Here is a 21,978-nt window from a genome sequence, read left to right as displayed (position 1 = left end):
GTGTCGTGCTGGTGTTGTCGTGCTGGTGTTGCGTGCGCGGTGTGCGCAAAATCTGGCGGTTAGACAGCCCCAACGACAATGTCGGGTTCGGCGCGCCCTTCAAGCAGCTTGTAGTTCGCGCCGACGATAGCCAGGGTACCGGCTGCCACCGCGTCACTGATCATCTCTGAGCGTTCGAGCATCTCGGTGACGGTGTCGCGCAGGTGTTCCCGGCCGACCGCTGACGCGTCGACGGCCTGCGGGTCGAGCGGGGCGGCATCCGCATGGGGGCTGACCCGGCGCACGGCGGGCACGATCTTCTGGATCAGTCGATTGATGTGCGGCGGCAGCTGAGGAGCGTCGGCGGCCTGTGATTCGATGGCCGCGGCGACGGCGCCGCACTTGTCGTGCCCGAGCACGACGATGAGGGGAACGTTCAACACGCCGACGGCGTACTCGAGGGATCCGAGTACCGACGAGGAGATGACCTGGCCGGCGTTGCGGATGACGAAGAGGTCGCCGAGTCCCTTGTCGAAGATGATCTCGGCGGCTAGGCGTGAGTCGCTGCAGCCGAACAGTGCGGCATGTGGGGTCTGCGATCCGGCAAGCTCGGCACGCCGGTCAACGTCTTGACGGGGGTGCTGCGGTTCGCCGTTGACGAATCGCTCGTTGCCGCGCACCATCTCGCTCCACGCTTTGGCCGGGCTCGGTCGAGGGTCTGTCTGGCTACCGTTCATCAGTTTCCGTTCGATTGGATCTGCGGGGCGAGCAAAGTGGCGAGGTCGGAGAATTCAGCGTCGGATGCCGTGCCGATCAGCACATAGGTGCTGGTGCCGGACTCCGTCGCGAGGGCGTAGTCGAAGTTGCCGCGATCTTTCGCGGGAGCCGTGTTGCGGTAGACGTCCCAGGTGACTCCGTCAATAGTGACTGTGTCACTGGCCGCCTGATTCTTCAGCTGAGCCGCCAACCAGGTGGGGTTCGCATCCATCGCCTGGGTGACGCCGATGAACTGGTTCGAGGGCGTGAGCAGGCCGATGTACCAGGAGGGGATCTTGTCGCTGCCGCCGGAGGACCAGGTGGCAGCGTTGGCGCGCCAACCCTGTGGCAGCTCGGGGTTCACCAGCTTCTGGTCAACACCGACCTGTGCCTGGGTGGCGACCTGGTTCAGGTCGACGGTGCGGTCGAGCGGGGTGTCGCTGCGGGGCACGATCAGCACCATCAGAACCACAACGGCCAGCGTCGCCAGGAGGGAGTAGATCAGGTTGTTGACTGTCTTACTCGACCGGTACTTGCGGGAGTTCGCGGCCTTGCGGTCCGCGGTTTCCTGCGGGGTTTCGGGCCGACCGAGTTCGGCGACGACACGGGGCGGGCGAGGTGCGCGACTCATTCGGCGGTGGCCGCCTGGTCGTTGCCTGCACTGTGTTCGGAGCCGGCACTGTGTCCGGCGCGCGCGGCATCGAGGCGGGCCTTGGCCCCGATCAACCATTCCTCACAGCGCCTGGCCAACGCTTCGCCACGCTCCCAGAGCGCCAACGAGTCTTCGAGCGTCGACGAGCCCTGTTCGAGTTCGTTAACCACACGCACGAGCTCGTCACGCGCCTGCTCGTAGCTGAGGGCGGCAATGGAGTTTGCGGGCGTCGTCATGGTGTCCATTCTATTTCGCTATTTTGAGGACGCGGTGGCGGTGGGACCCGAGCTCACGGCGCCGAGACGGCCCTCGGCCACCGTGAGCACCAGCGCCGTTCCATCGGGAGCGTCGGCGGCCGAGCGCAGCACGGCGCCACCAGGCAGTTGAGCGATGGCATAGCCACGGTCAAGCGTGCCCTGGGGCGAGAGCGCGCGCAGTTGGCTGCGCAGTTCGGCGAGCTGTGAGCCCGATCGTTCGAGCAGGCGGCCGGTGAGTTCCACACCACGCGCGACAGAGCGGGTGAGATCTTCCGAACGCGAGTCGACGATCCAGTCCGCTCCGCTGAGTACCGGGCGGGAGCGCAGCTGGCCGATGCGGTCCACCTCGTGGGAGAGGATGCCGGTGAGCCGGCTGCTCAGGCGCGCCCTGGCCTGCTGCACCCGGTTGAGCTCGTCTGACACGTCGGGAACCACCCGTTTGGCGGCATCCGTCGGCGTCGACGCACGCAGGTCGGCGACGTCGTCGAGCAGGGGCCGGTCGGCTTCGTGGCCGATGGCGCTGACCAGGGGAGTGCTGCAGGCGGCCGCGGCGCGCACGAGCGACTCGTCGCTGAACGCGAGCAGGTTCTGAAAGTCGCCGCCGCCGCGGGCGACGATGATCACATCGACCTCCGGGTCGGCGTCGAGGCGCTGGATGGCCGCGGTCACTTCCCCGACGGCACGGTCGCCCTGCACGGCGGCGTGCGCCACGCGAAAGCTCACGGCCGGCCAGCGCAACTGGGCGTTGCGGATCACATCTTTCTCGGCATCCGAATCTTTGCCGGTGACCAGGCCGATGCAGTGGGGGAGGAACGGAAGCGGCTTCTTGCGGCTCGCGTCGAACAGGCCTTCGGAGGCGAGCTGCTTGCGCAAACGCTCGAGACGTTCAAGCAGGTCGCCGAGCCCGACGTGGCGCAGTTCGAACACCTGCATGGTGAGGGTGCCGCCCTTGACCCAGTAGTTGGGTTTGACCAGAGCGATCACGCGGTCACCCTGCTTGAAATCGGAGGTGAGTCGCGATTTGACCGAGGACCAGACCGTGAAGCTCACCGTCGCATCCTCGTTCAGGTCTTTGAGCTTGCCGTAGACGTTTCCGCCGCTGACACCCCACTGGGTGACCTCGCCCTCGACCCAGGCGGTGCCGAGTCGCTCGATGTAGCCGCGGATCTTGGCTGACAGCAGACCGACCGGCCACGGCGTGTCGACGGTGGGTGGGGCATCGCTCGCGACGGCGTCGCTCATCACGGCCTCCTTCTGGGGGACTCTCAGGTGGCTGCGCCGTAGACTGAGGGGGTGACCACTCGTACGAATTCGCCCGTGATCGGCCTCGGCATGCCTCGAATCCCGAGCCTGCGCAACAGGCTCAAGGATACCCCCGTCGTTGGGCCAAAGAAGGTGCTGCTTGCCGCGCCGCGCGGCTACTGTGCCGGCGTCGACCGCGCCGTGATCGCCGTCGAGAAGGCGATCGAGCACTACGGTGCTCCGGTCTACGTGCGCAAGCAGATCGTGCACAACATTCACGTCGTCACCGAGCTTGAGGCGAAGGGCGCCATCTTCGTCGAGGAGGTCGACGAGGTTCCCACCGGCTCGCACCTCGTCTTCAGCGCACACGGCGTCTCGCCGGCCGTCGTCAATGCGGCCGCCGAGCGCGGCCTGCAGGCCATCGACGCCACCTGCCCGCTGGTCACCAAGGTGCACCGCGAAGCCGTGCGCTTCGCCCGCGACGACTACGAAATCTTGTTGATCGGCCACGAAGGCCATGAAGAAGTCGAAGGCACTGCCGGTGAGGCTCCAGAGCACACCACCATCGTCGGTAGCCCAGACGAAGCCGACACCATTCAGGTGCGCGACCCGAACCGAGTCGTCTGGCTGTCACAGACCACGTTGAGCGTCGACGAGACGATGGAGACGGTGCGCCGCCTGCGCGCCCGCTTCCCGAACCTGCAAGACCCGCCCAGTGACGACATCTGCTACGCCACCCAGAACCGCCAGGTGGCGATCAAGAAGGTGGCCAAGGATGCCGACCTCGTGATCGTCGTCGGATCCGCCAACTCCTCGAACTCGGTGCGTCTGGTCGAGGTCGCACTCGAATACGGCGCCAAGGCCGCCTACCGGGTGGACTACTCGAGCGAGGTCAAGCAGGAGTGGCTCGACGGCGTGAACACCGTCGGTGTCACCAGCGGGGCATCCGTTCCTGACGAACTCGTGCAAGAGCTGCTGGCCGATCTGGCGGATGCCGGCTACGGCGATGTGCAGGAAGTCAAGACGGCTGAAGAAGACCTGATCTTCTCGCTGCCGAAGGAGCTGCGCAAGACGCGCAGTGGCACGACCGATGAGCGTGCGCTCGGTGGGCGTAGTTCGGCGTCGTCAGACCCCGGCTGCAACGACCTGTAACGCCGAGCGTCGCGACTGTTTTCGCTTCGCCGAGTTTGACCGTTCCGGTCGAGATTCCCCGGCACAACAGGGGGTCTCGACCGGAAGTGTCAAACTCGGCGGGATCAAGCGCCGGGCTACTGCTGACCGTAGAAGTCCAGCAGCGTCGAGTCGGTCGCCAAGATGACCGACAAGAAGACGAAGATCGCGATGATCGACACCACGCCGCCGATCAGCGGCAGGTAGAACGCCCGGCGACGCCGACTCATCACGAACACGGACAGCGCGGCGGTCACGACCCAGATCGCGCCCTGCGTGAGTTTGCCAGCCAGGATCAGGCTGTCCACTCCGGCGGCCGGGGAATAGGTGCCGAGATTCTCCTGCGTGTAGAGCATCTGAATCGCGTCGGGCACCGACCCGAGAATCGCGAGAGCGGAGAAGAGCCCGAGCAGGCCCAGCACGAGAAGCCCGAGAGTGACCGGGCGGTCCCAGGCGGGAGTGCTGCCGTGCTTCTTCGTGGCTGCCGCACCGAGGTAGGGCGGCTGGGGAGCAGGAGCCTGCCGCGACTGTCGCGCCGAATTCAGCGACGACGTCGACGAGCTCGCGGCCGAATTCACCGGCTGCTGGGCGCCATCCGGAACGACGGTGCTGTGCGGGTTCGCGCCAGGGGGCGGACTCCAGGTCCACCCCTCCGGCGCGAGCTCGCCATACTTCGGGCGTGGCCGGTGATCTGCGGGAGGAGTCGTCGGTTGAGGTTCAGCGGGTTCAGAACCTGCCGGAGGCGTTCCCGGATTGTCGGCCATCGTCATCCTTTGTACTAGCTGTTCGAGTGCCCGGCTGAGCCGAGCTGACGGGTTGATTCGACGACGCGTGCGGCCATGGCCGACTCGGCGACCTTGCCCCAGGCGCGCGGGTCGTACAGCTTCTTGTTTCCGACCTCACCGTCGACCTTGAGCACGCCGTCGTAGTTCTTCAGCATGTAATCGGCGATGGCGCGGGTGAACGCGTACTGGGTGTCGGTGTCGATGTTCATCTTAACGACACCGTTGGCGACGGCCTCGGCGATCTCAGCGTCGGTCGAGCCGGATCCACCGTGGAAGACCAGGTCGAGCGGCTTTGCAGCGGTGCCGTACTTGGCCTGCAGGCCTTCCTGGATGTCCTTGAGCAGTTCGGGGCGCAGCTTCACGTTGCCGGGCTTGTAGACACCGTGCACGTTGCCGAAGGTGAGCGCGGCCATGTAGCGGCCCTGCTCGCCGAGGCCGAGCGCGTCGACCATGGCGATGGCGTCGTCGAGGGTCGTGTACAGGTTGTCGTTGATGTCATGGCTGACACCGTCTTCTTCGCCGCCGACGACGCCGATCTCAACTTCAAGGATCGCGTTGATCGCCTTGGTGCGCTTGATCATGTCCTTGGCGATTTCGAGGTTCTCGCCGAGCGGCACAGAGGAGCCGTCCCACATGTGCGACTGGAAGATCGGGTTGCGGCCGGCCTTCACTTCTTCTTCGGAAGCCACGATGAGCGGCATGACGAAGTCGTCGAGGGCACCCTTGGGGCAGTGGTCGGTGTGCAGGGCCACGGTGACGGGGTAGTTGTCGGCAACCGAGTGCACGAAACGGGCGAAGGCCAACGCACCGGATGCGCGGTTCTTCACGGTGTGGCCGGCGAAGTAGTCGGCGCCACCGGTGGTCACCTGGATGATGCCATCGGAGCCGGCCTCGGTCAGACCCTGCAGAACAGAGTTGATCGACTGCGAAGAAGAGACGTTGAACGCCGGGTAGGCGAAACCCTTGTCTTTGGCCTTGTTCAGCATTTCTGCGTACTGGTCGGGGGTTGCGATGGGCATTGCTTCTCCTCGTGACGTGCGGATGTGGCTGCCTATTCAGGCGAGATGCTCAAAGTCTATTGACACTTGGCGTCTTGTGCCCGCGCACCGGCGCATCCGGCAGGATTGACGGGTGCCTTCATTCACCCTGAACGATGACCTTCTCCTCCAGATCCTGGGCGTGACGGAGGCCGCTGCGCTCGCCGCCGCACCGCTCGTCGGCCAGGCCGACCGCAACGCCGTCGACGGCGCGGCAGTGGCCGGGATGCGCGTGGCCTTCTCACGCGTGCCGATCGACGGAACCATCGTGGTCGGCGAGGGAGAGAAAGACGAAGCGCCCCTGCTGTTCACCGGCGAACGCGTCGGAACCGGGGCGGGACCCCGCGTCGACATCGCCGTCGACCCCGTCGATGGCACCCGGCTCGCCGCCTCGAATCGGCCGGGCGCGATCGCGGTGATGTCGGTCGCCCCGCGCGGCAGCCTGTTCGATCCGGGGCCGGTCTTCTACCTCGATAAGTTCATCACCAGCGCGGCAGGGGAGGGCCTCCGCATCGACGCACCGACCAGTGACACCCTCCACGAACTCGCCAACCGGCTGGGTCGCCCTGTCGCGTCGCTGCGCGTCGCGGTTCAAGACCGACCCCGCAATCAGGCCTACGCGGATGCCGTGTGCTCGGTCGGTGCCGCGGTGGTCAGCTTTCGAGACGGTGACGTCATCCCCGCGCTGCAGGCCGCACACCCGCGCGGGCCGATCGACTTGCTCCTCGGCACCGGAGGGGCGCCAGAGGGAGTGCTGACCGCGGTGGCGGTGCGGGCACTGGGGGGCTGGATGCAGGCGCGCCTGGCCCCGCAGACTCCCGCCGAGCGCGAGCGCACCCACGCCGCCGGCATCTCGATCGATCGCGTTCTCGACCTGGCCGACCTGGCCGCCGCCGACGGCTACTTCTTTCTCACCGCCGTCACCGACGTCACGGGGTTGGCTGACCTGGGCGTCGACGACTTGCCCCGTGCGGCGCACGGAGCGAGCGGTTCTCGGACCGCCTCCCTCGTCGTCTCGCCGGGCGGCGGCATCCGTCGGGTCACACGCGAGTAGGCTGAAGTCGGCGGCACTGGGTTTCCAGCGCCGGCCCAATGATGGGCCTCGCCACTGCCACACGACTCGTCCGGGAAGGACCATTTAGTGACCAGCACCGATTCCGCCACCCTCTTCGAGCACCCCGATCGCAACCTTGCGATGGAGCTCGTTCGCGCCACAGAAGCCGCCGCAATTCGTGCAGTGCCCTTCATCGGACGCGGCGACAAGAACGCCGCAGACGGCGCAGCCGTCGACGCGATGCGCAAATTTCTCGGCACCGTCAACTTCGACGGCGTCATCGTCATCGGCGAGGGCGAGAAAGACCACGCCCCGATGCTTTTCAACGGTGAGCACGTCGGCAACGGCCGCGGGCCGGCCTGCGACATCGCCGTTGACCCGATCGACGGCACGAGCCTGACCGCCACCGGTCGCCAGAACGCGATCTCGGTGATCGCCGTCTCCGACCGCGGCACCATGCTCGACGCCTCCAGCGTGTTCTACATGGACAAGATCGTCACCGCCGCAGCCGGCCGCGGCGTCGTCAGCCTCGACCAGTCGATCGGCGACAACCTGCGCGAACTGGCCAAGGCGCTCGGCAAACCGGTCGGCGAGCTGAGCGTCGCGGTGCTCGACCGCCCGCGCCACGAAGGCCTCATCGACGCCATCCGCACCGCCGGCGCCGGCACCCGGCTGCTGCTCGACGGCGACGTTGCCGGCGGCATTAACGCGGCCCGCTACGAAAGCCGCATCGACATGTGCGTCGGCATCGGCGGCAGCCCGGAAGGCATCACGACCGCGTGCGCCCTGAAAGCACTCGACGGGTTCATGCAGGGTCGTCTCGCGCCCGGTAGCGACAGCGAACGCTCCAACGCGCTGGCCGCCGGCCTCGACGTGGACAAGCTGCTCGAACTTGACGACATGGTCAGCGGCGACAACACCTTCTTTGTCGCCACCGGAGTCACCGACGGTGGCCTCGTTGACGGCGTGCGTCGCAAGGGTCCGATGATCCGCACCGAAAGCATCGTGCTGCGCTCGCGTTCGGGCACCGTGCGTCGCGTCGTGGCCGAGCACCTCGCCTCGAAGTGGCTCTAGCTCGAACGTCCCCGTAGAACACCGACATGATCGACAACCCTGAATGAGTGAGTGCCGGTGAGAGTAGCCGACCTGCTGGAACGCCCCGACTTGGGCCTGTCCGTCGTCTGGGCGACTCCAGAACTGCTCGAACTCTCGGTCGAGGGCGCCTACATCCTCGACCTGCCGAGTCCAGGGCACTTTCTTGCCGCGAACAATCTCGTGCTGACCAGTGCGCTCTGGGCTCAGGGGCCCGAGAGCGCCGAGGTCTTCATTTCGGAGCTCGCCGGCAAGAAAGCCCCGGCGGTGGTGGTCGGTCGCATCGTGATCGGCGAGATCCCCGACTACGTGGAGGATGCCTGCCGCCGCTGGGGGGTCGCCCTGCTCACCGTCTCGAAAACCGTCTCGTTCAAGTCGATCGCCCAGTTCATCGAGTCATCGGTGGCCACCGGCGAGTGGCCTGAGATCTCCCGCAGCATCGGCTTCGACCGCAAACTACTCGACACGCTGGCCTCAGGCCCGGGTGCGCAGGGCGCGCTGCGCCTGTTCCACCAGGAGTTCGCGGTCGGATGCTGGGTGCTCGAATCCGGAGGAGCGCTCACGGCCGTCGTCGGGGCGGAACCCAGCATCGACTGGCGGGCCGCGGTCTGGAACCGGATGCTCGGGGCCGGCCGCTCGGCGGCGGTCGTTCCCGACGAGGAGGGCCGCCCGTCGTCGGTCTGGCCGATCATCGGCGACGGAGATCACCCGGTCGGGTTTCTGGTCTGTTCCGGCGACCACCGCGAGTGGCCCGCCGACCTGGAACGCGTCATCCGCACCCTGATCGCCGTGGTGCGGGTCGAACTCGAACTGGCGAACTACCGCCGGTCGACCGAACTCGAGCAGGTCGGCGAGCTGGTCACCATGCTCATCGACGACACGGTGTCGCCGGGGGAGGCGTCGGCGCGTCTGCGTCTGCTCGGCGTCGATCCGTCGCGTCCGCTGATCGTTGTCGCCGCCACCATCGACGACCGCGACTATCCGCCGCTCGCGGTGCTCGGCGCGGTCACTGCCCTCGTCGGCGGCGACCCGCACACCCTGCTCGGCACGCAGCGCGACGCCGAGGCGACGGTGGTCATCAGCGGCGACGATGCCACGCCGGAACGTCTGATCGAACTGGCCGACCGGCACACCGAGGCGCAGAGCATGATGCTTGGCTCCCGTCGGCTGCGCTTGGGGGTGAGCGAGCAGATCACCTCCATCGATCAACTCGCGCATGCCGTGACGACCGCCAGGGCGCGGATGCTGTCGGTCACCGGAACCGGCCCCATCACCTGGGGAACCGGCTCGACCCCACCGTCGCATGAGGCGTTGCTCTCGATGCTGCCCGAGCGCGTACGAGGCTCGTTTGCACAGAGCCTGCTCGCTCCGTTGACCGAGTACGACGAACGGCACGGCTCGGATTTCGTGCTGACGCTTCGGGTCTTTCTCGACTCAGGGGGAGCCTGGCAGCAGGCCGCCGGTCTGCTCCACGTGCACGTCAACACGCTGCGCTATCGCATCGGGCGCATCGAGGCGCTGACCGATCGCGACCTGTCCAGCATGAAGGACCGCGTCGACCTCTACCTGGCTTTGTCTCTCACCCCGTGAGGCTGACGCTCGCGCTCACGCTCACGCTGACGCTCACGCAGTGAAGCTGAGGTTCGGGATGCCCCGCGCCGCCGGGTCTGGCACTCGGCTGAACCGTGGGGAGGTGACTTCTTCGACCACGATTTCGGTCACATACTGAACCGTCGCGGCCAGCAGATGACCGGCGTAGGCCGTCGCCGAATACGACTTGAGGCCGACCGCCACGTGCAGGTGGGGCAGAACCCGCAGCCCGTCGCCGTCCCACGCGATGGTGCCAGAGCCGATCCCCTCGACGTTCGTCAGGTGCACCGACTTGGGCATCGGCTCGAACTCGTCATCGACGGGCTCGCAGGTGCCGATCAGTGAGAGGGCGCTGAACGCGCCGAGAAAGACCGGAAGGTAGCCCTGCTCCACGCCATTCTCACGGCAGAACCGGGTCAGGCTGTCGGTGACGTCGTCGCCCGGCTGCAGCACGAGTGCGAACCGGCGCCCGGCGGTCAACTCAGCGCTGAACATCAGCGGCCCAGGGGAGCAGGATGGCGGGGAGTGACGGAGCGAGTTGAGACAACGGTGCGGGTTCCTCTGAGTGATTGCAGCACAGGGTGTGCGGATGAATGCCCAGCACATCACCGTTGATGAGGCATCCATTCGAGCTAATCACAGGGCCTGCCCGAGGTACACGGAGGATCCGCCAAGGTTCGCGGGTCCCGCTGTCGTGCGCTGCTGGCGATTCCCACAAAAGTCGAGTTCTCAGCCAACTTTTGGCACACTGGGAGTTGGCATTCGGATGATCCACCAAAGTCAAGGGGTCGTCGGCTCCCGATTCTTTGTAGTCGTTGTCGTAGAGATTGCACCCCGTCGGCGGCTTTACTAAAGAGTGGCCAAAGAGTGGCCGATGGTCACCGTCTTCACCCCTCTTTTGTCTCTTTCTCTTTTTCGCGGCAGCGTGGCCGTCACACGTTCTCACACTGTGTCAGCAGGCCAACGCGGAAGGTTCACCCTCAATGCTCTCCAACACGTCACTCATGCGCCCCAACGGAACCCACGCATGAGCGCCGCCAACGCGGCGAACGCCCTCGAGGGCATCCAGATCTGGAACGGCCACACCGCCCTCGGCGCGAGCACGGTGCGCTGGAGCGGCGACAACATCGTCTCGGTGGAGCCGGCCGATGCCGCGGCCGAGTTCAGTGAGTACAGCATCATCCCCGGGCTGGTCGACACCCACGTGCACCTCGGCGCCTACGCCGGGCAGCGCAAGGTCGACTGGTCGAGCTGGCCGCTGATCACCCCCACCGAAGAGCGGGTCTTTCACATCGCCGCCAACGCGCAGCGTGCCGCCCGCGCCGGCGTTACCACCCTGCGCGATCTGGCCGGCGATGAGCGTCAGCTCGCCGTCGCCCGCGTGTTCAACGAGGGAATCCAGCAGGGCCCGCGCATCGTCGTCAACGGTCAGGTCGGCATGACGGCCGGTCACGGCGACCTCTTCATCCCGCCGCACTACCCGCACCGCGACCCCGTCGCCGACAGCCCAGACGAATGCCGCAAGCGCGTGCGCGAGTGGGCCCGTGCCGGCGCAGACGGCGTGAAGATCTACACCAGCGGCGGCGTGCTCTCGATGGGCGACAAAGTGGGCTGGCGCAACCAGACCAACGCCGAGATCAGCACCACCGTCGACGAGGCTCACGCCCTCGGGATGCTCGTGGCCGCGCACACGCACACCGAGATCGGCGTCGAGATCGCGCTCGACCACGGCGTCGACTCGCTCGAACACGGCACCGGCATTGTCGAGTCGCACTTCGCCCGCCTGCTCGAGCGCAACATCCCGGTCGCCCCGACGCTGATGATCAACGACGTGATCGCCGAAGGCCGCGTCGACGTGTCGGCCGAGGCGCAGGAAAAGGCGCAGGGCGTTGTCGAAGAGCGCAACCGCAACTTCACTGCTGCAGGTCAGGCCGGTGTCCGTTTCGTGCTCGGCACTGACGCCAACGGTGTGTTCGTGCAGTTCGGCGACCAGCTCGAAGAGGTGCGACTGATGAAGGAGATGTTCGGCTGGACTGCCGAGCGCGCCCTCATCGCCGCGACCTCCGACGCGGCTGACGCGATCCGCATGGGCAGCACCGTCGGCACCATCGCCCCGTCGTTCGGCGCTGACTTCGTCGTGATCAAGGGGCGTCCGTGGGAGCAGCTTGACACGCTGCGCCCCGAGAACATCGTGGCTGTCGTCTCCAGAGGCGCCGTCATCTCCGGCGCTCTGCCGGGGCGATCCGCGCCCCAGAGTTTCTAACCACCCGCGCCACAGGCCGCGCATCTGACGGTGTGCCGCGCTCAAAAACCTGCACCACCCACACAGCGAGCAGTACTTTGAAGGGATCCACAGTGAGCAGCAAGACCACCCGTGCCATGCGTTGGGCAGCGGCACCGATCGGCGCATTGGCAGCAGTCAGCCTTCTCGCCGGCTGCAGCGCCGGCATCGAATCGGCCAAGGACAACGTCATCTTCGCGCTCAAGGAAGACCCGACCTGCCTCGACCCGCAGCAGACCACCGTCACGACGGCCCTGAACGTCGGTCGCCAGGTTGTGGACTCCCTCGTCGACCAGAACGCTGAGACCGGCGAGATCGTGCCGTGGCTCGCCGAGAAGTTTGAGACGAACTCCGACCTCACCGCGTACACCTTTACGCTCAAGGACGGCGTCACGTTCAGCGATGACACCGCGCTCACCAGCGACGTCGTCAAGGCCAACCTCGATGCGCTCTACGCGATGGGGGCATCCGCTTCGCTGGCCTCGCAGTACCTCGCCGGCTATGACAGCGTCGACGTTGCCGACGACCACACCTTCACCGTGAACTTCACGCAGCCGAACGCACAGTTCTTGCAGGGTGCGTCGACCATGACGCTCGGACTCGTTTCAGAGGCGACCACCGTGTTGACTCCGGAAGAGCGTTGCCAGAGCGTCATCGGTGCCGGTCCGTTCACCTACAAGTCCTACGTACCCAACGACTCCGTCGTGATCGAGAAGCGCGTCGGCTACGACTGGGCGTCCAGCCTGCGTGAGCACTCCGGTGAGGCACTCGTCAGCACCATCGAGTTTCCGATCATCGTTGAGAACGGTGTGCGCACCGGTGGCCTCGACTCGGGTGAGTTCGACATCATCCAGGACCTCCCGTACGCCGACGAGGCTCGTTTCACCACCGACGACTTCAACATCTACTCGAAGGCCAACCCGGGCATCCCGAACAGCCTGATCGCCAACACGTCCCGCCCGATCGTCTCCGACGCGGCAGTGCGTCAGGCGATGCTGCTCGGCACCGACCGCGGCGAGATCAACGAGCTGACCGGCGCGGCCAGCGGTGTTCAGCCGGCCAGTGCGCTGACCTCGACGACCCCTGGCTTCGCCAGCCAGGCGAAGGCGATGGAGTACGACCCCAAGGCCGCCGAAGCGCTGCTCGACAAGGCCGGTTGGACCATGGGCGCCGACGGCATCCGTGAGAAGGATGGCACCAAGCTCTCCGTCACCGTCACCGGCTTCTACGCCCAAGACGTGCTCGAGGCCACCGCGATGCAGCTGAAGAAGATCGGAATCGACCTCAAACTGAACATGGTCACCGCCGGCGACTTCTTCGGTGCGATCGCCACGGGCGACTACGACTTCCTCGGTGCCGGCCTCACCCGCACCGACCCCGACGCGCTGCGCGTGCTGTTCTCGAAGGACAGCAAGGCACGCTGGGGCATCGTCGACGACGCCGAGCTGGAATCGGTGCTCACCGAACAGGTGAAGACGGCAGACCCCGACGCACGTGCGAAGCTCGTCGCGCAGGCTCAGCAGATCGTCATCGACAACGCGTACCTCATCCCGACCCTCGAGACCGTGCAGCTGCACGCATCGCGCGCCGGTGTCGAGGGAGTCACCTTCGACTCCGCTGCTCGTGTGCTGCTCTACGACGTGCGCGTCGCCGAGTAGCGTCACGCCAACCTCAAGATAGTTAGTTCGTGGAATCAGTAGGAACGTCACCCGTGCAGAGAACTCTGGCGGTGCTGCGCTATGTGGCACCCAAGCTCATCCAATTCGCCTTCGTGATTTGGGCGACCTACACGGTGACGTTCCTGCTGATCCACTTGCTTCCCGGTGATCCGCTCCTCGCCGCACTGTCGGTCAAGGGCGGGGATGCGACAACCACCGATCCCGAAACGCTCGCTGTTTTGCGCGAGAAGTTCGGCCTCGACGGATCGCTCTGGGATCAGTACCTCGGCAACTTCCTGGCCGCACTTCGTGGCGACCTCGGTGTGTCGATTGCCACCGGCCAGCCGGTCGACGCGATGATCGCCCGGGCGCTGCCGAACACGGCATCCGTTGCCGTTCTCGCCCTGATTTTCGGTGTCGTCACCTCGGTGGTACTCACCTTTTTGGCCTTCCTCACCCCGTCGCGCTGGGTGCGCCAGACGCTGCTGCAGATTCCGCCGCTCGGCGTGGCGATTCCCGCGTTCCTCAGCGGGCTCGTTCTGGTCAGCGTGTTCTCGTTCGGGCTCGGCTGGTTGCCGGCCTCCGGCACGCGCAACCCGGCTGCGGTCATCCTGCCCGCGATCACCCTGGCGCTGCCGATCGGTGCGATCTTCTTCCAGGTGTTCTCCTCGGCTGTGCTCGACGCGATGCGCAGCCCCTACGTCTTCACCGCGGTGGCCAAGGGCGTTTCGCCGCGCAGCATCTTTCTGCGCCACGTGCTGCGTAACTCCCTGCTGCCGTCGATCACCATCCTCGGCCTGCTGATCGGCTATCTCGCCGGTGGAACCGCGGTCGTCGAGACGGTGTTCTCCCGCGATGGCATCGGCCGCCTGACCGTCGACGCGGTGCTCGCCCGTGATGCCACCGTGATTCAAGGTGTCGTCATCGTCGTCGCCCTCGTGTACTCCGTCGTCAACCTGATCGTCGATGTGTCCTACGGAGTCATCGACCCGCGCACCCGGGGTGCGTTGAGTGGGCGCAGGTCTGTAGGTTCTGCCGCAGTGCCTGCTGTCGCTTCAGCCGTCGTCTCTGCTCCCGCCGGGGCATCCGCCCCCGCCACCGAAACCGCTCTGACCGAAGCGGGGACTGAGTCATGAGAAATCTGCAGAAACCCGGCGTGATCATCGCCGGACTGGTGCTCCTGGCCGCCCTCGCCGCCATGCTCGTTCCATCGCTGTTCGCCACCCACGACCCATTCGAGGGTGTGGCGGCCGACAAACTGTTGCCGCCCTCGGAGAGCTACTGGTTCGGAACCGACCACCTCGGCCGTGACGTCTACTCCCGCGTCGTCTACGGCGCCTACCTCTCGCTCGTTTCGGCCGGCGCCGCGGTACTCGTCGGGGTCATCGTCGGTGCGATCGTCGGTCTGATCTCCGGCTTCGTCGGTGGCAAGCTCGACTTCGTCGTGATGCGTTTCGTCGATGTGCTGATCGCGGTTCCCGGCGTGCTGCTCGCTCTCATCGTCGTCGCCGGACTCGGCTTCGGGCCCTGGTCGGTCGCCCTCGGCGTCGGGCTCGGCGCCGCGGGATCGTTCACGCGCATCATGCGGTCGCAGGTGGTGCGCATCCGCAATGAAGAATATGTCGAGGCGGCGCGCACGCTCGGCGTGAAGTGGCCGTCGATTCTGCTCGAACACGTGCTGCCGAACTCTGCGAAGCCGGTCATCGCGCTGGCCGCACTGGAACTCGGCACGGCGATTCTCGCGGTCTCAGCGCTGAGCTTCCTCGGTTTCGGCGCACAGCCGCCGACGCCCGAGTGGGGAGCCCTCGTCTCATCGGGACGTGACTTCGTTGCGACGGCCTGGTGGCTCAGCATCATTCCCGGCGCCGTGATTTTGGTCGTAGTCCTTGCCGTCAATCGTTTGGCGCGCCTGATCGGAGAAGAACGATGATCGTGCACAACAGCGATGCCAGTGGTCGCGCGAACGCTGCAGGGGGAGCACAGAGCGACACCCCTCTACTCCGCGTCAGCGACCTGCAGATCGACTACACGAACGGCCGCACCGTCACCCATGCGGTGCGCGGCCTCGACTTCAGCGTGCCGCGCGGTGCGATTGTGGCCATCGTCGGCGAGTCGGGTTCGGGCAAGAGCACCCTCTCGCAGGCGCTCATCCGTCGGCTTCCCGAAGGCGGAAGCATCGTGTCAGGGTCGATCAGTTTCGCTGAAGACGACCTCACGACCATGCCGGAGCGGATGCTCCGTCGCATCCGTGGCGCCGAGATCGGCTTCGTGCCGCAGGACCCGAGCAACTCGCTCAACCCGCTGCTCAAGGTGGGGGAGCAGATCGCTGAGACCCTGCGTCTGCATCTCAAGCTGAGCAAGCCGGATGCCGCGGCCGAGGCCGTGCGCATTCTCGACCAGGTGGGTATCCCGGATGCCGCCAGCCGTGCGGCGCAATACCCGCATGAGCTGTCGGGTGGCATGAAGCAGCGGGTGCTCATCGGCATTGCCTGGGCCTGCACCCCGCGCCTGGTCATCGCGGATGAGCCCACCAGTGCGCTCGACGTGACAGTGCAGCGCCAGGTGCTCGACCGGATCGAAGCGCTCGCCCGCGACCACGGCACCTCGGTGATCCTGGTCACTCACGACCTCGCCGTCGCCGCCGACCGGGCAGACCACATCATCGTGATGCAGCAGGGTCGCATCGTCGAGCAGGGCACCCCCCTCGATGTGCTGGGATCGCCGAGTCACGCCTACACGCAAGAATTGGTGGCCGCGGCGCCGGGCCTCTCCAGCAAACGCCTGGTGCCGAGCATGGTCGACGCCAGCGATGTCGCAGCGGCCGCAGCGCGCACCGGGCTCACTCTCGGCTTCCGTTCGACGGCGGCCTCTGCCGTGGATTCCGCACCGGCCGACAACATCTTGCTCGTCGACGAGCTGACCAAGACCTACACGCTGCGGCCGTCCGGTGGTGCAGCGTCGACGCTCACCGCCGTGGATTCTGTCTCGTTCGCGGTGCCCCGCGGCAGCACCTTCTCGATTGTGGGGGAGTCCGGTTCGGGCAAGACCACCACCGCGCGGATCGCCGCGCGGATCATCGCCCCCGACTCGGGTCGCATCCAGTTCGACGGGGTCGACATCAGCGACCTACGTGGCGAGGAGCTGCGCCAGCTGCGTCGTCGGGTGCAGGTCGTCTACCAGAACCCGTTCGGCTCGCTCGACCCGACGATGTCGGTGGAGCGCATCATCGCCGAGCCGCTGCGCGCTTTCGGGATCGGCTCGCGGGCCGAGCGTTCGGAGACGGTTCGGGCGCTGCTGAACGCCGTGCGCCTCGATCCGGCACTCGCCGAGCGCAAGCCCACGCAGCTGTCGGGCGGTCAGCGTCAGCGCATCGCGATCGCGCGTGCCCTCGCCCTCGGGCCGGAGCTTCTGGTTCTCGACGAGCCGGTGTCGGCGTTGGATGTCTCGGTGCAGGAACAGATCCTGCAGCTGCTCGTCGACCTGCAGGTCGAGTTCGGTCTCAGCTACCTGTTCATCTCGCACGACCTCGGCGTGATCCGTCAGGTTTCCGACCAGATCGCTGTGATGCGATTCGGCAAGCTGATCGAATTGGGCACGGCCGACCAGATTCTGTCGAACCCGGCCGAGCAGTACACGCGCGAGCTGCTGGAAGCGATTCCCGGACGTCGGGCGACCGACGAGCTCGTGGCGGCGCGCTAACCCGTTTCGACGACACCGATGGTCGAGCTTGTCGAGCGATGTACTGAGCTTGTCGAAGTGACCCCGCGAGGCAACCTCTGAACTCAGCCATCTCGCGGGGGTGACTCGATAGGCTCGACAACCGCACGTTCTGCGCCGAACTGTGGCAGATTACCGATTTCAGCGCTGAAAATGGTCAACTGCCACAGTTCGGCGAAGGATTTCGGCTGGGATGCTGGAGCGCGCCTTCCGACATCCGTTGCCCGCCACCCCGCCCCGCGACCTGTGAGTTTGTGCGGGTGTTTGCCCGGGGCAACACCCACACTTTCTCAGAGCTCGGCGAAGCGGATGACGATGGTTTCGTCGCCCGCGAGGGTCGCGTCACGCGCAGGGTCGGGCTCGAGGGGTGGGCCCGACGCGTCAGTCGACGACGACCAGCGGAACGGCCACCGGATGCTCGTCGCCGCGCGCTGCACGCTCTGCTGAGTCCAATTCCGCAGCCTCCAGTTCGGCCACGAACTCGTAGGCCACCAGCTCGCGCGGCGTTTCTTCGATGCCCACCAGCGGTGCCAACACCTTCGACTCATCGAGGGCGTTGAGTTTGCGGGCGGTGGGGAGCACCTGGCGTTCCATCGAGCCGACGAAACCGTTGTAGTCCTTGACCGTGCGTTCGATCGACCGGCCGAGCTTCTCGATGTGGGTGGCGGTGGTGCCGAGCCGCGAGTAGAGCTCCTTGCTGAGATCGAACAGCACCTGGGCATCCTGAGTCAGCACGTCTTGCTGCCAGCTGAACGCAACGGTCTTCAACACCGACCAGAGGGTGACGGGTGACGACAGCGCGACCCGCTTGCTGAAGGCGAACTCCATGATCGACGGGTCGGCTTCCAGCGCCGACGAGACCAGCGATTCACTCGGAATGAACGCGATGACCAACTCGGGCGAGGCGTCGAGGCCCTGCCAGTAGGCCTTGCTGCCGAGCGTGGTGATGTGGTCGCGCACTGCCTTCACGTGCGCCTTCATGAGCTCGGCGCGCTGAGCGCCCAAGGCGCCGGTCGCCGAGGCGGGAATCTGACTCGCCTCCAGGTACGCCGTGAACGGAACTTTCGCGTCGACCGCGATGTTCTTGCCGCCGGGCAGGTGCACCACCATGTCGGGGCGGCCGGCGCCGGCGTCTGAGGTGATGCTCGACTGCAGGTCGAAATCGACCCGTTCGATGAGACCAGCGGCCTCGACCACGCTGCGCAGCTGGGTTTCGCCCCAGACCCCACGCGTGTTGTTGGCGCGCAAGGCCGATGCGAGCGATTCGGCGGTGCTGCGCAGGCGCTCCTCCGACTCGGTGGCCGAGCGCAGCTGCTGACTCAGCTCGCCGTGCTGCAGGCTGCGCTGGGTCTCCAACTCGGTGACCTTCTTCTGCATATCGTGCAGGCTCTCGCGTACCGGGGCCAGCGCCTGCAGCACGCGGCTCTCCTGTCGCTCGCGTTCGCTGTGTTCTTCTTGGTCGGAGCGGTGACGCTCGGCCAATTCGCGGTACTGACGCTGGGCATCCTGAATCTGAGTGCGCAATGCGTCGGTCGTGGCTTGAACCGAGGCCAACTCTTCACGTAGCAGCGACGCCACCGCGGCCTCGCGGGAGCGCACTTCGGCCAGCGCGAGCTGGTGGCGCGACTCGACAATCGCGGGGTCTTCACCGAATGAGTGCGCGGTGGCGCGTCGCTGCAGTACGACGAACGTCAGCAGTGCGCCGACGAGTGCGCCGAGCAGAAGTCCGAGCACGAGCATGAGCATGGGTTCCATGTCTCAATCCTGTCAGCGGCCACCGACAGAGCTCGGCGCAGCGCCCATTCGACGGAGATTTTTGCCGGTGTGACAGCGTTCCCCCGGAATTCCGCGGCGACAAAACACGTGCAACGAATAATCTCCGTCGAATGGGAGGTGCGAGGTGCGAGGTGCGAGGTGCGAGGTGCGAGGTGCGAGGTGCGAGGTGGGAGGTGCGAGGTGCGAGGTGGGAGGTGGGAGGTGGGATTTGGGAGTTGCACGGTGCGAGGTGCGAGGTGCGAGGTGCGAGTTGCGGGAGTGCGCCGAGAGGAAAAGTGCGGCGGCTCGCTAGTTCAGCGCCATCGGGCCGTGCGTCGACGCGTGCTCCTTGGTGGCGACCGGGCCGATCACGCCGATCTTGACGCGCGTGACGTGCGCGAGCTGCTCGAGCGTGGCTACTTCGTGCCGGGCCGCCGCGTGGATCATGATCGCGGCGCAGGCTTCGGCGTCGGCCAGGGCATCGTGGTGCGAGAAATCTTCGAACCCGGCGGCCATCGCCACAACCGGCAGACGGTAGGAGTCGAGGTGGTAGGTGGCGCGGGACACCTGCAGGCTGCAGACGTACTGGAAGTCGGGAACGACCAGTCCGGAGACCGTCGTCGACGTCTTGATCACGCCGAGATCGAAGCCGGCATTGTGAGCGACCAGGTGGTCGCCGTCGGCAAACGCGACAAGGTCGGGCAGCTGAGCGGCCCAGGTCGACGCACCGATGACATCCTCAGCGCGGATGCCGTGAATCTTCGTATTCCATTCCAGGAATGCGTCGTGTCCGGCCGGCGGCTGGATCAACCAGCCGACCTTGTCCACCACCCGGCCATCGCGCACCTTGACCAAACCGACGGAGCACGCAGAAGCGCCCGATGAGTTGGCGGTCTCAAAATCGATGGCAGTGAAGTTCAAAGGCACAGGTTAATGCTCTCACGCGCCGCTGAGGATGCCGCCCGAAAGTGCTGCAGAGAGCTGAACGCGCGGCCGGCGGGCATCCGCTCAGCCCACATGCAGCCCCGAAAGCCGTCGGAGCCGGTACGATTGACCCTCGTGGCTCTCACTATTGCAATCGTCGGTCTGCCCAATGTCGGCAAGTCCACCCTCTTCAACGCACTCACCAAGAACAACGTGCTCGCAGCGAACTATCCGTTCGCCACGATCGAGCCGAACGTCGGTGTGGTCAACCTGCCGGACAAGCGTCTCGCGGCACTCGCCGAGGTCTTCGGTAGCGAGCGGCTGCTGCCGGCTCCGGTGTCGTTCGTCGACATCGCCGGCATCGTGCGCGGCGCGAGCGAGGGCGAAGGCCTGGGCAACAAGTTTCTGGCGAACATTCGTGAAGCGGATGCGATCGCTCAGGTCATCCGCGGATTCGAAGACGAAGACGTCGTGCATGTCGACGGTGCCGTCAACCCGGCCAGCGACATGGAGACGATCAACACCGAGCTGATCCTTGCCGATCTGCAGACCCTCGAGAAGGCCGTCGCGCGCTTTGAGAAAGAGGTCAAGGGCAAGAAGGCTGAGCCGATCGTGCTCGACACGGCGAAGAAGGCGCAGGAATTCCTCGACGCCGGCAAGCCGCTGTCGGCCTCCACCATCGACCTCGAGCCCATCAAGGAGCTCGGACTGCTTACCGCCAAGCCCTTCATCTACGTTTTCAACGTCGACGAGGCTGTGCTGCAGAGCTCCGACAAGCTGAAGACCCTGGCCGACCTTGTAGCTCCGGCCCACGCCGTGTTCCTTGACGCCAAGCTCGAGTCAGAGCTCGCCGAGCTCGATGACGAGGATGCCGCAGAGATGCTCGCCTCGACGGGCCAGTCCGAGAGCGGACTCGACCAGCTCGCCCGCATCGGCTTCGACACCCTCGGCCTGCAGACTTACCTGACCGCTGGTCCGAAAGAGACCCGCGCCTGGACGATCCCGAAGGGTGCCACGGCGCCGCAGGCGGCCGGTGTCATTCACACCGACTTTCAGAAGGGCTTCATCAAGGCCGAGATCATCTCGTTCGACGACCTGATCGAGACCGGTTCGGTTGCCGAGGCTCGCTCCAAGGGCAAGGCCCGCATGGAAGGCAAGGAATACGTCATGCAGGATGGCGACGTGGTGGAGTTTAGATTCAACGTTTAGCCACTCGCACTCCTGAAACGGCCCCTTCTGCTTCGGCAGACGGGGCCGTTTCGGCCTTGGACGACGCCCTGAGCCCCTAGGCTGTGCGAATGGGGAAGACAACGCGTCCGACATGTGTCATCGCTGCGCTGGGGATTGCAGTGCTCGTACTGGCCGGGTGCTCACCGTTCGCCGAGCCCAGTGATCAATCCAGTCAGACTAACTCACCGACCACTCAGCCACCGACAGCGACGGAGAGCCCGGCGCCCGCCGCTGCGGCGTCGATCGTGTTCTCGGTGTCGTCGATCCAGATCGTTGGCAGCTCTGGCGCCGTACTGAGCGAGCACGACTATTTTGAGCCGACCGCGGACGTCGTTGCCGTGCTCACTGACGCTTTCGGTACCGAACCGACAGTCAGCCACTATGACGGGCATGCGGACATTCCGCCAGGCACTTCATATGACTGGGGCGGGTTTGCCATTCAGGACGGCGAGTGGACGACTGAGGCCCCGTACTATTCGGAGTTCTATGTCTTACTGACCGCCGAGACGGTAGGCGGACTCACGCTCTCGACCAGCGATGGCGTGTCAGTCGGTGATTCATTTTCAGATGTAGTCGCGGCGCACCCGGACGACGTCCGGAGCTACGCAGACGGGCCCTTGCAGCTGGAATGGACAGAACTTCCGAAGTTTCCCGAGGGGTACGGTGTCGAGATCGTGCCGGCCCTTTCTGTGCTCGTCGTCGATTCTGAGCACAGCGACGTTGTCTCTCGCATCATCGCCCCGGCCATGAACTGGGGCGCGTAGCGCGCATCAGACGACCCCGTCGATGAAGCCGCTCA

General features: G+C 65.9%; 20 protein-coding genes. 11 read left to right on the top strand and 9 right to left on the bottom strand.

What is annotated here, in order from left to right; translation table 11 throughout:
* Nucleotides 1–59: 59 nt before the first annotated feature.
* From ABD791_RS07675 to xseA, 4 genes are read right to left on the bottom strand one after another with little or no spacing between them, the layout of a single operon-like run.
* Nucleotides 60–716 (bottom strand): carbonic anhydrase, encoded by a 657-nt coding sequence (locus ABD791_RS07675; protein WP_345064191.1) that lies wholly within the window; start codon nucleotides 714–716, stop codon nucleotides 60–62.
* Nucleotides 716–1,366: a DUF4245 domain-containing protein gene (locus ABD791_RS07670; RefSeq protein WP_345064188.1), complete on the bottom strand. Its 651-nt coding sequence runs from the start codon at nucleotides 1,364–1,366 to the stop codon at nucleotides 716–718. Before ABD791_RS07670 ends, ABD791_RS07675 begins: the two co-directional genes overlap by 1 nt.
* Nucleotides 1,363–1,632 (bottom strand): exodeoxyribonuclease VII small subunit, encoded by a 270-nt coding sequence (locus tag ABD791_RS07665; RefSeq protein ID WP_345064185.1) that lies wholly within the window; start codon nucleotides 1,630–1,632, stop codon nucleotides 1,363–1,365. Before ABD791_RS07665 ends, ABD791_RS07670 begins: the two co-directional genes overlap by 4 nt.
* A gap of 9 nt (nucleotides 1,633–1,641) precedes the next feature.
* Nucleotides 1,642–2,886 (bottom strand): exodeoxyribonuclease VII large subunit, encoded by a 1,245-nt coding sequence (gene xseA, locus ABD791_RS07660; RefSeq protein ID WP_345064182.1) that lies wholly within the window; start codon nucleotides 2,884–2,886, stop codon nucleotides 1,642–1,644.
* Between the two features lie 90 nt (nucleotides 2,887–2,976).
* On the opposite strand from xseA, the gene ABD791_RS07655 reads away from it, so the two are divergent.
* Nucleotides 2,977–4,038, top strand: a complete 1,062-nt coding sequence (locus ABD791_RS07655) for a 4-hydroxy-3-methylbut-2-enyl diphosphate reductase (protein WP_345064575.1) — start codon at nucleotides 2,977–2,979, stop codon at nucleotides 4,036–4,038.
* Nucleotides 4,039–4,154: 116 nt separating this feature from the next.
* Here the strand turns inward: ABD791_RS07655 and ABD791_RS07650 are convergent, their stop codons facing one another.
* Both ABD791_RS07650 and fbaA read right to left on the bottom strand, forming a co-directional pair.
* Entirely contained in the window at nucleotides 4,155–4,820 is a 666-nt protein-coding gene (locus tag ABD791_RS07650; RefSeq protein ID WP_345064179.1) for a DUF6264 family protein, read from the bottom strand.
* Between the two features lie 14 nt (nucleotides 4,821–4,834).
* Nucleotides 4,835–5,860 carry a class II fructose-bisphosphate aldolase gene (gene fbaA / locus ABD791_RS07645; RefSeq protein ID WP_345064176.1) on the bottom strand — a complete coding sequence of 342 codons (1,026 nt, stop codon included), beginning with the start codon at nucleotides 5,858–5,860 and terminating at the stop codon, nucleotides 4,835–4,837.
* Between the two features lie 112 nt (nucleotides 5,861–5,972).
* Here fbaA and ABD791_RS07640 point away from each other — a divergent pair, with 112 nt between their 5' ends.
* From ABD791_RS07640 to ABD791_RS07630, 3 genes are all read left to right on the top strand, one after another.
* A complete protein-coding gene (locus tag ABD791_RS07640; RefSeq protein ID WP_345064173.1) occupies nucleotides 5,973–6,932 on the top strand; it encodes a class II fructose-bisphosphatase family protein in 960 nt (319 codons plus the stop codon).
* Between the two features lie 141 nt (nucleotides 6,933–7,073).
* Nucleotides 7,074–8,006 (top strand): class II fructose-bisphosphatase, encoded by a 933-nt coding sequence (gene glpX, locus ABD791_RS07635; protein ID WP_345064572.1) that lies wholly within the window; start codon nucleotides 7,074–7,076, stop codon nucleotides 8,004–8,006.
* Nucleotides 8,007–8,063: 57 nt separating this feature from the next.
* A complete protein-coding gene (locus ABD791_RS07630) occupies nucleotides 8,064–9,614 on the top strand; it encodes a helix-turn-helix domain-containing protein (RefSeq protein ID WP_345064170.1) in 1,551 nt (516 codons plus the stop codon).
* Between the two features lie 33 nt (nucleotides 9,615–9,647).
* On the opposite strand, the gene ABD791_RS07625 is transcribed toward ABD791_RS07630, so the two are convergent.
* A complete protein-coding gene (locus ABD791_RS07625) occupies nucleotides 9,648–10,109 on the bottom strand; it encodes a PPC domain-containing DNA-binding protein (protein WP_345064167.1) in 462 nt (153 codons plus the stop codon).
* Between the two features lie 532 nt (nucleotides 10,110–10,641).
* Between ABD791_RS07625 and ABD791_RS07620 the strand changes: the two genes are divergently transcribed.
* The 5 genes from ABD791_RS07620 to ABD791_RS07600 all read left to right on the top strand — a co-directional run bounded on the left by ABD791_RS07620 (nucleotide 10,642) and on the right by ABD791_RS07600 (nucleotide 17,252).
* On the top strand, nucleotides 10,642–11,877 hold the full coding sequence (locus ABD791_RS07620) for an amidohydrolase family protein (RefSeq protein ID WP_345064164.1): 1,236 nt from the start codon (nucleotides 10,642–10,644) through the stop codon (nucleotides 11,875–11,877).
* A gap of 92 nt (nucleotides 11,878–11,969) precedes the next feature.
* Entirely contained in the window at nucleotides 11,970–13,553 is a 1,584-nt protein-coding gene (locus tag ABD791_RS07615; RefSeq protein ID WP_345064162.1) for an ABC transporter substrate-binding protein, read from the top strand.
* Nucleotides 13,554–13,606: 53 nt separating this feature from the next.
* Nucleotides 13,607–14,689, top strand: a complete 1,083-nt coding sequence (locus ABD791_RS07610; RefSeq protein WP_345064159.1) for an ABC transporter permease — start codon at nucleotides 13,607–13,609, stop codon at nucleotides 14,687–14,689.
* On the top strand, nucleotides 14,686–15,483 hold the full coding sequence (locus ABD791_RS07605; RefSeq protein ID WP_345064156.1) for an ABC transporter permease: 798 nt from the start codon (nucleotides 14,686–14,688) through the stop codon (nucleotides 15,481–15,483). The genes ABD791_RS07610 and ABD791_RS07605 overlap by 4 nt, the downstream gene beginning before the upstream one ends.
* Nucleotides 15,480–17,252 carry a dipeptide ABC transporter ATP-binding protein gene (locus tag ABD791_RS07600; protein WP_345064154.1) on the top strand — a complete coding sequence of 591 codons (1,773 nt, stop codon included), beginning with the start codon at nucleotides 15,480–15,482 and terminating at the stop codon, nucleotides 17,250–17,252. Before ABD791_RS07605 ends, ABD791_RS07600 begins: the two co-directional genes overlap by 4 nt.
* A 399-nt stretch (nucleotides 17,253–17,651) precedes the next feature.
* Here ABD791_RS07600 and ABD791_RS07595 read toward each other — a convergent pair whose 3' ends face one another.
* Both ABD791_RS07595 and ABD791_RS07590 read right to left on the bottom strand, forming a co-directional pair.
* A complete protein-coding gene (locus ABD791_RS07595) occupies nucleotides 17,652–19,025 on the bottom strand; it encodes a DNA recombination protein RmuC (protein WP_345064151.1) in 1,374 nt (457 codons plus the stop codon).
* Between the two features lie 309 nt (nucleotides 19,026–19,334).
* Nucleotides 19,335–19,952, bottom strand: coding sequence for an exonuclease domain-containing protein (locus tag ABD791_RS07590; protein WP_345064146.1), 618 nt, complete (start codon nucleotides 19,950–19,952; stop codon nucleotides 19,335–19,337).
* Between the two features lie 132 nt (nucleotides 19,953–20,084).
* On the opposite strand from ABD791_RS07590, the gene ychF reads away from it, so the two are divergent.
* Together ychF and ABD791_RS07580 are read left to right on the top strand one after the other, a co-directional pair.
* Complete coding sequence (gene ychF, locus ABD791_RS07585; RefSeq protein WP_345064143.1) at nucleotides 20,085–21,158, top strand: redox-regulated ATPase YchF; 1,074 nt, start codon at nucleotides 20,085–20,087, stop codon at nucleotides 21,156–21,158.
* Between the two features lie 89 nt (nucleotides 21,159–21,247).
* Nucleotides 21,248–21,943: a hypothetical protein gene (locus tag ABD791_RS07580; protein WP_345064141.1), complete on the top strand. Its 696-nt coding sequence runs from the start codon at nucleotides 21,248–21,250 to the stop codon at nucleotides 21,941–21,943.
* The last annotated feature ends 35 nt before the right edge of the window (nucleotides 21,944–21,978 follow it).

Origin of the sequence: Glaciibacter kafniensis, assembly GCF_039538945.1 — a bacterium.
Taxonomy (GTDB): domain Bacteria; phylum Actinomycetota; class Actinomycetes; order Actinomycetales; family Microbacteriaceae; genus Cryobacterium; species Cryobacterium kafniensis.
Note: the sequence above shows the minus strand (reverse complement) of the source record. Positions and strands in the feature narration are given on the sequence as shown.

Excerpts from the sequence above, each read along its gene's own strand:
- ABD791_RS07675 (WP_345064191.1), bottom strand. The coding sequence starts at position 716 with ATGAACGGTAGCCAGACAGACCCTCGACCGAGCCCGGCCAAAGCGTGG.
- ABD791_RS07670 (WP_345064188.1), bottom strand. The coding sequence starts at position 1,366 with ATGAGTCGCGCACCTCGCCCGCCCCGTGTCGTCGCCGAACTCGGTCGG.
- ABD791_RS07665 (WP_345064185.1), bottom strand. The coding sequence starts at position 1,632 with ATGGACACCATGACGACGCCCGCAAACTCCATTGCCGCCCTCAGCTAC.
- xseA (WP_345064182.1), bottom strand. The coding sequence starts at position 2,886 with ATGAGCGACGCCGTCGCGAGCGATGCCCCACCCACCGTCGACACGCCG.
- ABD791_RS07655 (WP_345064575.1), top strand. The coding sequence starts at position 2,977 with ATGCCTCGAATCCCGAGCCTGCGCAACAGGCTCAAGGATACCCCCGTC.
- ABD791_RS07650 (WP_345064179.1), bottom strand. The coding sequence starts at position 4,820 with ATGGCCGACAATCCGGGAACGCCTCCGGCAGGTTCTGAACCCGCTGAA.
- fbaA (WP_345064176.1), bottom strand. The coding sequence starts at position 5,860 with ATGCCCATCGCAACCCCCGACCAGTACGCAGAAATGCTGAACAAGGCC.
- glpX (WP_345064572.1), top strand. The coding sequence starts at position 7,074 with ATGGAGCTCGTTCGCGCCACAGAAGCCGCCGCAATTCGTGCAGTGCCC.
- ABD791_RS07625 (WP_345064167.1), bottom strand. The coding sequence starts at position 10,109 with ATGTTCAGCGCTGAGTTGACCGCCGGGCGCCGGTTCGCACTCGTGCTG.
- ABD791_RS07620 (WP_345064164.1), top strand. The coding sequence starts at position 10,642 with ATGAGCGCCGCCAACGCGGCGAACGCCCTCGAGGGCATCCAGATCTGG.
- ABD791_RS07605 (WP_345064156.1), top strand. The coding sequence starts at position 14,686 with ATGAGAAATCTGCAGAAACCCGGCGTGATCATCGCCGGACTGGTGCTC.
- ABD791_RS07600 (WP_345064154.1), top strand. The coding sequence starts at position 15,480 with ATGATCGTGCACAACAGCGATGCCAGTGGTCGCGCGAACGCTGCAGGG.
- ABD791_RS07595 (WP_345064151.1), bottom strand. The coding sequence starts at position 19,025 with ATGGAACCCATGCTCATGCTCGTGCTCGGACTTCTGCTCGGCGCACTC.
- ABD791_RS07580 (WP_345064141.1), top strand. The coding sequence starts at position 21,248 with ATGGGGAAGACAACGCGTCCGACATGTGTCATCGCTGCGCTGGGGATT.